Here is a 13,426-nt window from a genome sequence, read left to right on the forward strand (position 1 = left end):
GCCGCGATCGTGCTCTGGGAAACTCTGCGCCATGTCAGCCGCCGACCAGCACGACCCGCGCACCGCCGACCTCGGGCGGCTGGTCGTCCGCTGCCCCGACCGTCCCGGGATCGTCGCGGCCCTCAGCGGGCTGATGGCCGACGTCGGCGCGAACATCACCGAGTCCCAGCAGCACTCGTCGGACCCCAGCGGGGGCGTCTTCACCCTGCGGCTGGAGTTCGTGCTCGCCGACCTCGCCGGCCGGCGCGCGGAGCTGGAGGGGCGGCTGGACCAGCTGACCCGCGAGTGGGGGCTCACCTGGCGGCTGACCGAGGCCGCGCACCGCCCCACGCTCGCGGTCTTCGTCAGCCGCACCGACCACGTGCTGCAGGAGCTCGTCTACCGGGTGCGCGCCGGCGACCTGCGGGCCGACATCACCGCGGTCGTCAGCAACCACCCCGACCTGGAGCCGGTCGCGGCCGCGGCCGGCATCCCGTTCCACCACGTGCCGGTCACGCCGGCCACCAAGGCCGAGGCCGAGGCGCGGGCGCTGGAGATCGTCGGCGACGTCGACCTGGTGGTGCTGGCGCGCTACATGCAGATCGTCTCGCCGGAGTTCTGCGCCCGGTTCCCCGAGCGGCTGATCAACATCCACCACAGCTTCCTGCCGGCCTTCGTGGGGGCGAACCCGTACCAGGCCGCGCACGACCGCGGGGTGAAGCTGATCGGGGCGACCGCCCACTACGTCACGGCCGAGCTGGACGCCGGGCCGATCATCGAGCAGGAGGTCGCCCGGGTGGACCACCGCGCGACGGTCGAGGACATGCGGCGGGTCGGGCGCTACGTCGAGCGCCAGGTGCTGGCCCAGGCGGTCACCTGGCACGTCGAGGACCGGGTCATCGTCGAGGGCGACCGGACCATCGTCTTCGCCTGACCACCCCGGCCCGCCGCGCCACGATCAGCTCACCTGACCACCCCGGCCCGCCGCGCCACGATCAGCTCACCTGATCATCGGGCGTCCACCCTCGCGGTGGGCGCTGAGGGAGGACGCGCCACGACCAGGTCGGCTGATCATCCGGCGGGCGCGGGATCCCCCCGGTGCGGGACGGGCTCCCGGAAGCGGTGCGTCCCTTGCGGCGGGGTCGGCCGGCGTCCTCCGCGGGGTGGGGCGCCCGACCGCGCCGCACACCACGCGGTCGGCGGATGCGCGGCGAGGTCGACCACCGTTCACCCCGCCGACGGGTGCCCTTTTCTTGACTGACTCAAGAAAAGGGCGTTGGATGGTCGCCGTGGAGACGACCTGGGCGCACCGGCTGCGGGAGGCGGGGCTGCGCGTGACGCGTCCCCGGCTGTCGGTGCTGGGCGTCCTGGCCGACCGGCCGCACGCTGACGCCGGCACGATCGTGACCGTCGCCCGCGAGCTGCACCCGTCGCTGTCGCCGCAGGCCGTCTACGGCGTGCTCGAGGCGTTCGTCGCCGCGGGGATCGCCCGCCGGATCGAGCCCGCGGGTGCGCCCGCGTTGTTCGAGCTGCGGGTGGGCGACAACCACCACCACCTGGTCTGCCGCTCGTGCGGCGCGGTCGCGGATGTCGACTGCGTCCTGGGCGCGGCCCCCTGCCTGGCCCCCTCCGATCCGGCCGGCTTCGTCATCGACGAGGCCGAGGTCGTGTTCTGGGGGTCGTGCCAGGCATGTCAGAACCGCGACCGCCAGGTCGCGGCCGCCGCCGACCCCGTGCAGCTCGAGGAGCACGGGACCCGAGGAGGAGCAGGAGCATGACCGACGTCGCATCGCAGGGCACGGCGCCCAGCCAGGCCGGCAAGCCCGTCCTGACCAACCGCCAGGGCCACCCTGTCTACGACAACCAGAACCAGCGGACGGTGGGTGCCCGTGGCCCCGCCACGCTGGAGAACTACCAGTTCCTCGAGAAGATCAGCCACTTCGACCGGGAGCGCATCCCGGAGCGCGTGGTGCACGCCCGCGGCGTGACCGCCTACGGCTACTTCGAGGCCGACGGCACCGTCGGGGACGAGCCGATCGCGACGTACACCCGCGCCAAGCTGTTCCAGGAGAAGGGCAAGCGCACCGACGTCGCGCTGCGCTTCTCGACCGTGGCCGGCGGCCGGGACTCCTCGGAGATGGCCCGCGACCCGCGCGGCTTCGCCGTGAAGTTCTACACCGAGGACGGCAACTGGGACCTCGTCGGCAACAACCTGGGCGTCTTCTTCATCCGGGACGCCATCAAGTTCCCCGACTTCATCCACTCGCAGAAGCCGGACCCGGTCACCTTCGAGGCCAACGTCGCCGAGCGCGCGTTCGACTTCTTCAGCCAGACCCCCGAGGCCATGCACATGGTCTCCCTCGTCTTCAGCCCGCGCGGCCTGCCGGCGTCCTACCGGACCATGCAGGGCTTCGGCGTGAACACCTACAAGTGGGTCAACGCTCAGGGTGAGACCGTCCTGGTCAAGTACCACTGGCTGCCGAAGCAGGGCGTGAAGTCCTACACCGCCGAGGACGGCGCGAAGGTTCAGGCGCAGACCCTCGGGGCGCACACCAAGGACCTCTACGACTCGATCGCCGCGGGCGACTTCCCGTCGTGGGAGCTGCACGTGCAGCTCATGAGCGACGACGAGCACCCCGAGCTGGACTTCGACCCGCTGGACGACACCAAGGTGTGGCCGGAGGAGGTCTTCCCGCTCCGCAAGGTCGGCACCATGACCCTGGACCGGATGCCCGAGGACTTCTTCTCGGAGAACGAGCAGATCGCCTTCGGCACCGGTGTGCTGGTCGACGGGCTGGACTTCTCCGACGACAAGATGCTGGTCGGCCGGACGTTCTCCTACTCCGACACCCAGCGCTACCGGGTGGGGCCGAACTACCTGCAGCTGCCGGTGAACCGGCCCAAGGTGGAGGTGCGGACCAACCAGCAGGGCGGCCCGATGTCCTACGGCCGCGACGTCGTGGGGGACAACCCGCACGTCAACTACGAGCCGTCGATCACCGGCGGCCTGCGCGAGGGCACCTACCCCGCGCACGACGAGCAGGGCCCGGTCATCAACGGTCGGCTCACGCGCAAGCGGATCCCGCGGACCAACGACTACAAGCAGGCCGGCGAGCGCTACCTGCTGAGCGAGCAGTGGGAGAAGGACGACCTGGTCACCAACCTGGTCGGCGCCCTGCAGCAGTGCCGCCGCGAGATCCAGGAGCGGATGGTCTGGCACTTCTTCATGTGCGAGGACGAGTGGGGCCAGCGCGTCGGTGACGCGCTCGGCATCACCGCGGACGACGTCCGCGGCCTGCCGCCGCTGCAGACGCAGACCCTCACCGAGGAGGAGCAGCAGCGCGCCGCCAACCTCGGCAAGAACGGTCCGCGTGACGTGACCGGCCTGGTCATGACGCACTGCGTGCCGAACGAGCGCGTCGTCGTCGCCTGACGAGGACCCGGTGCCCCCCGCCGCTCCCACTCGCGGCGGGGCCAGGCGCCGGGGACGCCAGCGGGCCGCGACCGGATCATCCGGTCGCGGCCCGCTGTGCGTCGTCCCCCGGTACCCGGCGGGCGCGGTGCCGGCCGCAAACCGCCGGGTCGGGACGGGCCCGGGGCGGCGTCTTCCCTCACCGCAGCGCGTCCTCCCGCACCGCCCACCGCGAGGGAGGACGCGCGATGATCAGGGGACCTGATCCCAGCGGGGGAGGGGGTCAGTCGCGGGGGCCGCGGCGGTCCTGGTCGGCGAGGAAGCGCTCGAACTCGGCGCCGATCTCCTCCGCGCTGGGCACCTCGCCGGCGCCGCCGAGCAGGTCGGTGCCCTCGCGGGCGGCGGTGAAGGAGTCGTACTGCTCCTCCAGGGCGGCGACGACGGCGACGTTGTCCGCCGACCGCGCGATCTGGGCGTCGACCTCGGTGCGGTGCAGCTCAGCGGCCTCGCGGAGCGACTCGGTGGGCAGGCGGAGCCCGGTCAGCCGCTCCAGGTGCTCGAGCAGCGTGAGCGACGCGGCGGGGTAGGTGGCCTGCGCCAGGTAGTGCGGCACGTGCGCAGCCACGCCGAAGGCGTCCACCCCGGCTTCGCCCATGCGCAGCTCCAGCAGCGCCGAGACGCTCCCCGGGATGCGCATCTCGCCCCAGTACACCGGATAGGACTCGATCAGCTGCCGCCGTGTCGCGTGCGCGGTGACGGTGACCGGCCGGGTGTGGGGCACCGGCATCGGGATCGCCTGCAACGCCGCGACCGAGGTGACCCCCAGCCGCTCCACCAGGCCGCCGACGGCCGCGGCGAACCGCTCCCACGCGTAGTCGGGCTCGGCGCCGTGCAGCAGGAGGAACTCCTCGCCCGCGTCGTCCTCCACGGCGTAGAGCTGGATCTCCGGCGAGGTGAACGACTCGTAGCGGTCGGCGTTGAACGTCATCCGCGGGCGGCGGGCCCGGTAGTCGACGAGGCTGTCGGCGTCCAAGCGGGCGATCACCTCGTGCGGCAGCGAGGCCAGCAGGTGCGCGCCGGCCAGCGTGCCGGCGGAGGCGGCGTCGAAGTCACCGGCGAGGTCGTGCACGAGCACGAGCCCCCGGCGCCCGGCCGGGTCGCCGACGGCGGCCTCGCGGGTGAGGAACGGCTCGGCCGCGGGGAGCAGCTCGACCAGGTCCTCCGGTCGCTGGGCCACGGGGCACCTCCTGTGTCGGGTGGTCCGGTGTGACGGCGCGTCACGCCTCCCGGTAGAGCCTCCGGGCGGCCCGCGGCATTCCCGCCCGCTCGCGGGCCGCCCGGTCGGGTGGCTCAGCGGGTGGCGCGCTCCTCCCGGTCGCCCTCGCCGGGCTGCGGCTCGGCGTCCCCCTCCTGCGCCGGGGCGACCGGCTCGTGGGTCAGGTGGGCGCCGGTCTCGTCGGGGACGATCTGCGCCCGGGTGCCGTCTGGCAGCACCTCCGGGGACTTCCCGTCCAGCTGGTCGCGCCCGTAGCGGTAGGCGACGGCGATGAGCGCGGTCACCGGGACGGCGAGGAAGGCGCCGATGATGCCGGCCAGGCTGGCACCCGCGGTCACGGCGAGGATGACCACGGCGGCGTGCAGGTTCAGCCCCCGGCCCTGAAGGATCGGCTGCAGGATGTTGCCCTCGATCTGCTGCACCAGGATCACGATCCCGAGCACGATCAGGGCGGTGGTGAAGCCGCTGTCGACCAGCGCGATCAGCACCGCGAAACCGCCGGCGACGAACGCACCGATGATCGGGATGAACGCGCCGAAGAAGGTCAGCACGGCCAGCGGCAGCACCAGGGGCACGCCGAGGATCCACAGCCCCAGGGCGATGAAGAAGGCATCGAAGAAGCCCACGAGCGCCTGCTGGCGGATGAACTCCGACAGCGTCGACCAGGTCTTGTAGGAGAGCGCGGCCACGTGCGGCGCGGCGGGCGGGCCGGTCTGCGCGGCGAGCCACGGCACCCAGCGGGGCCCGTCCTTCAGGAAGAAGAAGGTGAGCACCAGCGCCAGCACCAGGTTGATCAACGCGCCGCCGATCGCCGTGGCGCCGGTGACGGCGTACTGCGCGATGTTCTGCGCGTTGCCCTGGATGGTGTTGATGGCCTGGTCGACCGCGTTGCCGATCTGCTCCTCGCCCAGGTTGAACGGGGGCCCGGTCAGCCAGTCCTGCAGCTGCTCCAGCCCGACGCTCACCCCGTCGGCGAGCTCCTCGACCTGCTGGACGACGGGCGGCGCGATCAGCGCGATGATCCCGGCGAAGGCGGCGAAGAAGGTGAGCAGGACGGTGAGCGCGGCGAGGGCCGAGGGCCAGCCGTGGTTGCGCAGGAACCGGGTCGGCGGCCACAGCACCGTGGTGAAGAGCAGCCCCAGCACCACCGGCAGCAGCACGACCCACAGCTTGCCCAGCACGTAGCCGAGGACGATGACGCCGCCGGCGACCAGCAGCAGCTCGGCCGAGGCGACGGCCACCGCCCGGCTCGCCCGCCGCATGCGCTCGCCGCGCTCGTCGGTGGGCGCGGGGGCGTGCGTGGCCGGCTGGACGCCGGCGTCCGGCGTGGGCTGGTCGGGCTCGACGTCGTCGGGCGTCTCGTCCGGCGGCGGGTCCGTGCGACCGGGCAAGCGGATCCTCATGCAGCGATCTCAACACAGATGCACGCGGCCGACCGGGTAGGAAACGATCATCACACCCGCGTCGTAGCGTGCCCGCATGCCGAAGATCGCGACCGCTGACCGGGTCGACCGGGAAGCCCTCCTGGAGTTCCTCCGCCCCCGCCACCGCGCGGTGCTGCTCACCCGCCGGCGGGAGGGCGGCCCCCAGCTCTCGCCGGTGACCTGCGGGGTGGACGGCGAGGGGCGGGTCGTCGTCTCCACCTACCCGCAGCGGGCCAAGGTGGTCAACGCGCGGCGCGACCCCGCCGTCTCGCTGTGCGTGCTCTCCGACGAGTGGGACGGTCCCTGGGTGCAGCTCGACGGCCGGGCGGAGGTGCTCGACCTGCCCGAGGCGCTGGAGCCGCTGGTCGAGTACTACCGGTCGATCAGCGGTGAGCACCCCGACTGGGCCGAGTACCGCACCGCCATGGAGCGCCAGGGCAAGGCGCTGCTGCGGGTCACCGTGGACTCCTGGGGCCCGATCGCGACCGGTGGCTTCCCCGCCGGGATGGCCGACAAGCTCTGAGCCTTGCTCTACGCGATGAAAGGTGTCAGGCTTTCCCGATGGTGTACGTGCTGACGGTCGACCAGCGGGGGAGCCGGCGCGAGCCGGACCGGGTCGCCGACGTCCTGGCGCAGCTCAACGCCGACGTCGGGACGGTGCTGGCCTTCGAACGGACGGCGGGCGACGAGTTCCAGGGGGTGCTCGGCGAGCCCGAGGCGGCCGTCGACGTCGCGCTGCGCCTGGTGCGGCTGGGCGGGTGGAGCATCGGGATCGGCGCCGGCGCGGCCCAGCAGCCGCTGCCGCAGAGCACGCGGGCCGCGGCCGGGCCGGCCTTCCTCTGCGCCCGGCGCGCCGTCGACGCGGCCAAGCAGCGCTCCGTGCACCTGGCCGTCCGGGGGGCGGTGGCGGCCGACGCCGCCGACGCGCAGGCCGTGCTCGGCGCGCTGGCGGTGCTGGTCGGCCGCCGCAGCGAGCAGGCGTGGGAGGCGATCGAACTGGTCGAGGACGGGCGCACGCAGGCCGAGGCGGCCGCCGCCCTGGGCATCTCGCGGCAGGCGGTGGGCCAGCGCCTGGGGGCCGCCTCCTGGGAGCTCGAGCGCGAGCTGCGGCCGACCGCCGCCCGGCTCCTGCAGCGGGCGGCGGGATGAGCGCCGCCGTCCTGCTCCTGCTCGGCCTGGTCGGTCTCGCCGGGCTGGTCCTCGCCCTCCGCGGGGAGCGGGGGACCGGTGCCGCCGGCGCCGTGGCGCTCGTCGGGTCGCTCGCGGTCGCCGCCGCCGTCGCCTGGCCGGCCGAGGGCACAGCCGGGATGGCGCAGGCCGGTGCGGCGCTCGCCGCGCTGGCCGCCGTCACCGGTGGCGGGCCGGTGGCGACGGCGGTGCTGCACGCCGCCGATCCCGCCGCCACCGGGGTCTCCGGAGGGCCGCAGGACCCCGACATCCTCCGGGGTGGCGCGTGGATCGGCGTGCTCGAGCGGGGCGCGATCGCCGCCACGCTCCTGGTCGGCTGGCCGGAGGGGCTCGCCGTCGTCCTCGCCGTCAAGGGGCTGGGCCGGTTCTCCGAGCTCCGCGCTCCAGCGGCGGCCGAGCGGTTCATCGTCGGCACCCTGGCCAGCGGGCTGTGGGCAGCCGCCTGCGTGGGCGTCGCGGTGCTGCTCCGCGGCTGACGCGACGAGCGGGAGGAGAGCGGGACGGCGAGGATGGCGTCCGGCGTCGTCGTGAACCGATCGAGGGGGAGCCCGTGTGCCACGACCAGGGCAGCCGGCCGCCGGCGCCGCCGCGCACCGGCCCGGTGGGTGAACGCACCACCGGCACGCTGACGTCGGCCGACGGGACCGCGGTCTCGGCTGCGACCGCGCTCCCCGGCGGGTCCCCGCGGGCAGGGGTGGTGGTCCTGCCGGACATCCGGGGGCTGCACCCCTACTACGTCGCCCTGGCCGAGCGGTTCGCCGAGGCGGGCCTGGCCGCCGTGGCGATCGACTGGTTCGGCCGGACCGCGGGGGTGTGCGAGGGCGGGGTCCGGCCGGAGGGCTTCGACTGGCAGGCCCACGTACCGCGCACGACCCACGAGGGCATCGACGCCGACGTCACCGCCGCCGTCGCCCACCTGCGCGAGCGGGCCGGCGCGAAGCTGCCGGTGGTGGTGGTCGGCTTCTGCTTCGGCGGCAGCCACGCGTGGCGGCTGGCCGGCGGCGACCTGGACCTGGCGGGGTGCGTCGGCTTCTACGGCCGCCCGGCGCTGGTGGGCGACGCCGCCGACCGGGCGCACCTGCCCACGGTGCTGCTGGTCGCCGGCGCCGACACCGTCACCCCGGTGGCCGAGCAGCTCGCCCTGGCCGACCGGTTGCGCGCGGCGGGGGCCGAGGTCGACGTCACCGTCTACGGCGGGGCGCCGCACTCCTTCTTCGACCGCGCCCACGGCGAGTGGGCCGAGGCCTGCCGCGATGCGTGGGAACGGGTGCTGGCTCTGGTCGAACGCGTGGCCCGGCCGTGAGCGCCCCCGCCGGCGGGCGGTGACCGAGCCGCCGCTGCGAGTTCCGGGGCAGGCCGGTGCCGGTGGAGCCCGGTGCGACGCGGATCGGGCGGCGTCCGGCCCCGCGCGCCGGTGGTCTCCTACCCTGGGGCGGGTGAGCGGCCAGCCGATCGATCCCGGAGTCATCGAGCTCGCCGGGCGGGTCTTCGACCTCGCCCGCGGCGGGCACACCGAGGAGCTCGCCGCCTACCTCGACGCCGGCGTGCCGGTGAACCTCACCAACGACAAGGGCGACACCCTGCTGGTCCTGGCGGCGTACCACGGGCACAGCGGCACGGTGGCGGCCCTGCTCGACCGCGGCGCCGACCACGGCCGGGCCAACGACCGCGGGCAGACGGCGCTGGCCGCCGCGGTGTTCAAGCAGTCCGCCGAGACCGTCCGCCTGCTGCTCGCCGCGGGCGCCGACCCCGACGCCGGCGGGCCCAGCGCCCGCGAGACCGCGGCGTTCTTCGACCTGCCCGCCATGACCGAGCTCCTGGGCAGCCGGGCCTGACGGCCCCGGCGCAACCGGTGCGGCCACGGGTGACGGAGGGGGAGACGGGCGTGCCAGTACGTCGTGACCTGCCCGAGACCGGTCCGCCGCCGGCCGGGCCGCAGGAGCAGGAGGCGGGTCCGGACGGCGGGTCCCAGCCCGCCGGGGCCGAGGCCGCCGTTCCCCTGCCCGCGCCCGAGCCGGGGGTGCCGCGCTGGCTGCTGCTGGTGGGCGGCGCGGCCGCGGCCACCGTCGCCATCGCCGGCCTGCAGGCGGTCGCGTGGCTCGTGGCGCCGGTGTTCCTCGCCCTCGTCGTCGTCATCGCGCTCACCCCGGTGCAGCGCTGGCTGCGCCGCCTGGGCGCCCCGCGCTGGCTGGCCACCACGGTGCTGCTGCTGCTCGTGTGGGCGGTGCTGCTCGCCTTCGTCGCCCTGCTGGTGGCCTCGGTCGCCCAGTTCGCCGCCCTCCTGCCGGACTACGCCGACCAGGCCCAGGTGCTGATCAACGACGTCGTGACGGACCTGAACAGCCGGGGCATAGTCTCCGGTCAGCTGTCCGACCTCGTCCAGCAGATCGACTACGGCTCGCTGGTCGGGCTGGCCACCGACCTGCTGAGCCGGCTCACCGACGCGGCGACCACGCTGGTGCTCCTGCTCTCGGCGCTGGTCTTCATGGCCATCGAGAGCAGCGGGTTCGGCCGGCGGCTGGCGCTCATCGGCGCCGAGCGCCCGCACCTGCCGGTGGCCCTGGGCCTGTTCACCCGCGGCACCCGCAGCTACCTGCTGGTGAGCACGGTGTTCGGGGCGATCGTGGCGGTGGGCGACACGATCGCGCTCGCGCTGCTCGACGTGCCCGCGGCCCCGCTGTGGGGCCTGCTCGCCTTCATCACCAACTACGTGCCCAACATCGGGTTCCTGCTGGGCGTGGCGCCGCCGGCCGTGCTGGGGCTGCTCGCCGGCGGCTGGGGCGACTTCGTCGCGATCCTGGTCGTCTACTCGCTGCTGAACTTCGTCGTGCAGACGCTCATCCAGCCGCGCTTCGTCGGGGACTCCGTCGGCCTGTCGATGACGGTGACCTTCGTGGCGCTGCTCTTCTGGGGCTGGGTCCTCGGAGCGCTGGGTGCGCTGCTGGCCATCCCGCTCACGCTGCTGGTCAAGGCGCTCATGGTCGACGTCGACCCGCGCGGCCACTGGCTGGACGCGTTGCTCCGCGAGGAGCCGCGGGCCCCGCGCACCGTCCGGGCGCGGCGGCGGATGGCCGACCGGCACGCCGCTCTGGCGTCGATGCGGAGGCTGCACCACCACCCCTCCCGCCGGTCGGCGGCCGCCGACGCGGAGGAGGAGCCGGCCCCGGCGGGGCGGACCTGACCGCGCAGGAACTCGTCGTCCTCGTCGGCCTCCAGGGCTCGGGCAAGAGCACCTGGGTGGCGGCGCACCTGGCCGGCACCCACGCGGTGGTGAGCAAGGACCACTGGCCCAACGCCCGGCGCCGCGAGGCCCGTCAGCAGCGCCTGGTCGCCGAGCTGCTGGGCGCCGGGCGGAGCGTCGTCGTCGACAACACCCACCCCGCGCCGGAGGACCGGGCGGCGCTGGTCGCCCTGGGCCACGCGGCCGGCGTGCCGGTGCGCGCGGTGTGGCTGGACACCCCGCCGGGGGTGTGCCTCGCCCGCAACGACGCCCGCACCGGCCGCGCCCGGATCCCCCTGGTCGGGATCCATGCCACCCGGGCGCGGTTCGTGCCGCCGTCGGCCGGCGAGGGCTTCGACCGCGTGGACGTCGTCCGCCCCGCCCCTGCGCCATCGGCGGCGCTCCCGGGTGCGGCGGACCGTGTGACGGCGGCCGCAACCGGCAGCCGTAACGTGTCGGGCGCAGCTCGCCGCGCGCCGGGGCCGACCGCCCCGGCGACCGCAGGCATCCGAGACGAAGGGAACGACATGACCGAGGCAGGCACCACGGCTCCCCGCGTGGCCATCGTGACCGGCGCGGCCCGCGGCATCGGCGCCGCCACCGCCCAGCGGCTGGCCGCCGACGGGTTCGCCGTCGCCGTCCTGGACCTGGACGAGGGCTCGGCCAAGGGCACCGTCGAGGCGATCGAGGCCGCCGGTGGCCGCGCCCTGGCCGTCGGCGCCGACGTGAGCGACACCGCCCAGGTCGAGGCCGCGATCGAGCGGATCGTGACCGAGCTCGGCCCGCCCACCGTGCTGGTCAACAACGCGGGCGTGCTCCGCGACAACATGCTGTTCAAGATGTCCGACTCCGACTGGGACATCGTCATGAACGTGCACCTCAAGGGCGCCTTCCTGATGACCCGCGCCGCCCAGAAGCACATGATCGACGCCAAGTGGGGCCGGATCGTCAACCTGTCCAGCACCTCGGCGCTGGGCAACCGCGGCCAGGCCAACTACTCGACGGCGAAGGCGGGCCTGCAGGGCTTCACCAAGACCCTCGCCATCGAGCTGGGCAAGTTCGGCGTCACCGCCAACGCGATCGCCCCGGGCTTCATCGAGACCGAGATGACCAAGGCGACGGCCGACCGCATGGGCATCCCGTTCGACGACTTCATCAAGGGCGCCGCCTCGCAGATCCCGGTGGCCCGCACCGGCAAGCCCGAGGACATCGCCCACCTGGTGTCGTTCTTCGTGAGCGAGGGCGCCGGCTTCGTCTCCGGCCAGGTCGTCTACGCCGCCGGCGGCCCGAAGGCCTAGAAGGACCCCGCTGCCCCCCACGGCACGCTCCGCGCGCCGCGGGGCCCTGCAGCGGGGCCGTTCCAGCACGTCACCGCGGGCCGGGCTGCCTGAGCGGCGGCCCGGCCCGCGCCGCACCCGCACCGTTCCAGGAGGAGATCCGTGCCCGAGCAGTCCGTCCTCGTCGAGCGCCGCGGTGCGGTGCAGGTCATCACGATCAACCGGCCGGAGGCGCGCAACGCCCTCGACGGCGCCGTCGCCCGGGCCGTCGCCGCCGCGGTCGACGAGCTCGACGCCGACGGCGACCTGCGGGCCGGGGTGCTCAGCGGGGCAGGCGGCACCTTCTCCTCCGGGATGGACCTCAAGGCCTTCCTGCGCGGCGAGAGCCCGTCCATCGAGGGCCGCGGGCTGTGCGGCATCACCCGCACGCCGCCGCGCAAGCCCCTCGTCGCGGCGGTCGAGGGCTGGGCCCTGGCCGGCGGCTTCGAGCTGGTGCTGGCCTGCGACCTCGTGGTGGCCGGCCGGGGCGCCCGGTTCGGCGTGCCCGAGGTGAAGCGCTCCCTGGTCGCCGCCGGCGGCGCCGCCCTGCTGCTGCCGCAGCGGGTGCCGCGCGCGGTCGCGCTGGAGCTGCTGCTCACCGGCGAGCCCATCGACGCCGGGCGCGCCGCCGCCGTCGGGCTGGTCAACCGCGTGGTCGACGACGGCGGTGCGCTGGACGCCGCGGTGGCGCTCGCGGAGGTCATCGCCGCCAACGGCCCGCTCGCGGTCGCCGCCACCAAGCAGGTCGTCCTCGAGTCACCGGCGTGGCCGGCCGGGGAGGCGTGGGATATGCAGGAGCAGGTCGTCCGGCCGGTGTTCGGCTCCGAGGACGCCCGCGAGGGCTCCACCGCCTTCGCCGAGCGCCGCCCACCGGTGTGGCGCGGCCGCTGACAGCCAGCGGCTGGCCGAGGAGCAGCTCCGGGCGCCGGTGCACCGAGCGCGGGACCGGCATAGCGGGGCGGTCCGCGTCGTTGACCAGACGTGGACCGCTCCGCCCTCCGGCTGCTCGTGCTCGGTGACTCCCTCGGCTTCGGCACCGGTGCCGCCCGCCCGGCCGACGCCCTGGGACCCCGGCTGGCCCGGGCGCTGGGCGGGGACGGGTTCGACGTCGACCTGCACGTCCTCGCCGTCCCGGGTGCCGTCTCCGCCGGGCTGGCCGACCAGGTCCGCCGTGCGCTGCCGCTGGGGGCCGACCTCGCCGTCGTCGTCGTCGGCGCCAACGACCTGGCCCGCTTCGAGCCGGCCGAGCAGGCCGCGGCCGCGCTCGCGGCCGCGGTGACCGCGCTGCGGGCCGCCGGCACCGACGTCGTCGTCGTGCCGGCGCCGGACATGTCGATGGTGCCCTTCGTCCCGCCGGCCCTGCGCGCGCTGGTGCGGGGCGCCTGCGCGGTGCTCCAGCAGCGGCAGGCGCACGTCGCCCTCACCGGCGGCGCCACGGTGGCGCCGGTCGCGGCGGAGGTGGCGCGCGCCTTCTCGGCCGACCCGGCGCTGTTCTCCGCCGACCGCTTCCACCCCTCCTCGGCCGGCTACGCGCGCATCGCCGAGGTGCTCGCCCCCTTCGTGCTCGCCGCCGCCCGCGCCCGGCGGGACGACGCCGCCGCCTGAGCGGCC

14 protein-coding genes are annotated in these 13,426 nt (G+C 74.9%); 12 read left to right on the plus strand and 2 right to left on the minus strand.

The features are described 5' to 3' along the window. Nucleotides 1–31: 31 nt before the first annotated feature. From purU to E9529_RS05720, 3 genes are all read left to right on the plus strand, one after another. Entirely contained in the window at nt 32–913 is an 882-nt protein-coding gene (gene purU, locus E9529_RS05710) for a formyltetrahydrofolate deformylase (protein WP_236830156.1), read from the plus strand. 346 nt (nt 914–1,259) lie between these two features. Continuing rightward, nucleotides 1,260–1,757, plus strand: coding sequence for a Fur family transcriptional regulator (locus E9529_RS05715; RefSeq protein ID WP_236830157.1), 498 nt, complete (start codon nt 1,260–1,262; stop codon nt 1,755–1,757). Beyond that, nucleotides 1,754–3,412: a catalase gene (locus E9529_RS05720; protein ID WP_236830158.1), complete on the plus strand. Its 1,659-nt coding sequence runs from the start codon at nt 1,754–1,756 to the stop codon at nt 3,410–3,412. The genes E9529_RS05715 and E9529_RS05720 overlap by 4 nt, the downstream gene beginning before the upstream one ends. Before the next feature lie 262 nt (nt 3,413–3,674). Here E9529_RS05720 and E9529_RS05725 read toward each other — a convergent pair whose 3' ends face one another. Further along, the gene (locus E9529_RS05725; RefSeq protein ID WP_236830159.1) at nt 3,675–4,628 is read right to left on the minus strand and encodes a proteasome assembly chaperone family protein; all 954 of its coding nucleotides are present in this window, start codon (nt 4,626–4,628) and stop codon (nt 3,675–3,677) included. A 113-nt stretch (nt 4,629–4,741) separates the two neighbouring features. Continuing rightward, on the minus strand, nt 4,742–6,058 hold the full coding sequence (locus E9529_RS05730) for an AI-2E family transporter (RefSeq protein WP_236830160.1): 1,317 nt from the start codon (nt 6,056–6,058) through the stop codon (nt 4,742–4,744). Nucleotides 6,059–6,146: 88 nt separating this feature from the next. On the opposite strand from E9529_RS05730, the gene E9529_RS05735 reads away from it, so the two are divergent. From E9529_RS05735 to E9529_RS05775, 9 genes are all read left to right on the plus strand, one after another. After that, a complete protein-coding gene (locus tag E9529_RS05735; RefSeq protein ID WP_236830161.1) occupies nt 6,147–6,614 on the plus strand; it encodes a PPOX class F420-dependent oxidoreductase in 468 nt (155 codons plus the stop codon). A gap of 38 nt (nt 6,615–6,652) precedes the next feature. Beyond that, nucleotides 6,653–7,240, plus strand: coding sequence for a SatD family protein (locus tag E9529_RS05740; RefSeq protein ID WP_236830162.1), 588 nt, complete (start codon nt 6,653–6,655; stop codon nt 7,238–7,240). After that, a complete protein-coding gene (locus E9529_RS05745; RefSeq protein ID WP_236830163.1) occupies nt 7,237–7,755 on the plus strand; it encodes a hypothetical protein in 519 nt (172 codons plus the stop codon). Before E9529_RS05740 ends, E9529_RS05745 begins: the two co-directional genes overlap by 4 nt. 125 nt (nt 7,756–7,880) lie before the next feature. Then, nucleotides 7,881–8,582: a dienelactone hydrolase family protein gene (locus tag E9529_RS05750; protein WP_236830164.1), complete on the plus strand. Its 702-nt coding sequence runs from the start codon at nt 7,881–7,883 to the stop codon at nt 8,580–8,582. Between the two features lie 133 nt (nt 8,583–8,715). Next, nucleotides 8,716–9,114 carry an ankyrin repeat domain-containing protein gene (locus E9529_RS05755; protein ID WP_236830165.1) on the plus strand — a complete coding sequence of 133 codons (399 nt, stop codon included), beginning with the start codon at nt 8,716–8,718 and terminating at the stop codon, nt 9,112–9,114. A gap of 50 nt (nt 9,115–9,164) precedes the next feature. After that, nucleotides 9,165–10,460, plus strand: a complete 1,296-nt coding sequence (locus E9529_RS05760; protein ID WP_236830166.1) for an AI-2E family transporter — start codon at nt 9,165–9,167, stop codon at nt 10,458–10,460. Beyond that, nucleotides 10,457–11,797, plus strand: coding sequence for a 3-oxoacyl-ACP reductase FabG (gene fabG / locus E9529_RS05765; RefSeq protein ID WP_255708371.1), 1,341 nt, complete (start codon nt 10,457–10,459; stop codon nt 11,795–11,797). Before E9529_RS05760 ends, fabG begins: the two co-directional genes overlap by 4 nt. 141 nt (nt 11,798–11,938) lie before the next feature. After that, entirely contained in the window at nt 11,939–12,706 is a 768-nt protein-coding gene (locus E9529_RS05770) for a crotonase/enoyl-CoA hydratase family protein (RefSeq protein WP_236830168.1), read from the plus strand. A gap of 90 nt (nt 12,707–12,796) precedes the next feature. Further along, on the plus strand, nt 12,797–13,420 hold the full coding sequence (locus E9529_RS05775; RefSeq protein WP_236830169.1) for a GDSL-type esterase/lipase family protein: 624 nt from the start codon (nt 12,797–12,799) through the stop codon (nt 13,418–13,420). Nucleotides 13,421–13,426 lie beyond the last annotated feature (6 nt).

Origin of the sequence: Blastococcus sp. KM273128 (assembly GCF_021698975.1) — a bacterium.
In the GTDB taxonomy this organism is placed as follows: domain Bacteria; phylum Actinomycetota; class Actinomycetes; order Mycobacteriales; family Geodermatophilaceae; genus Blastococcus.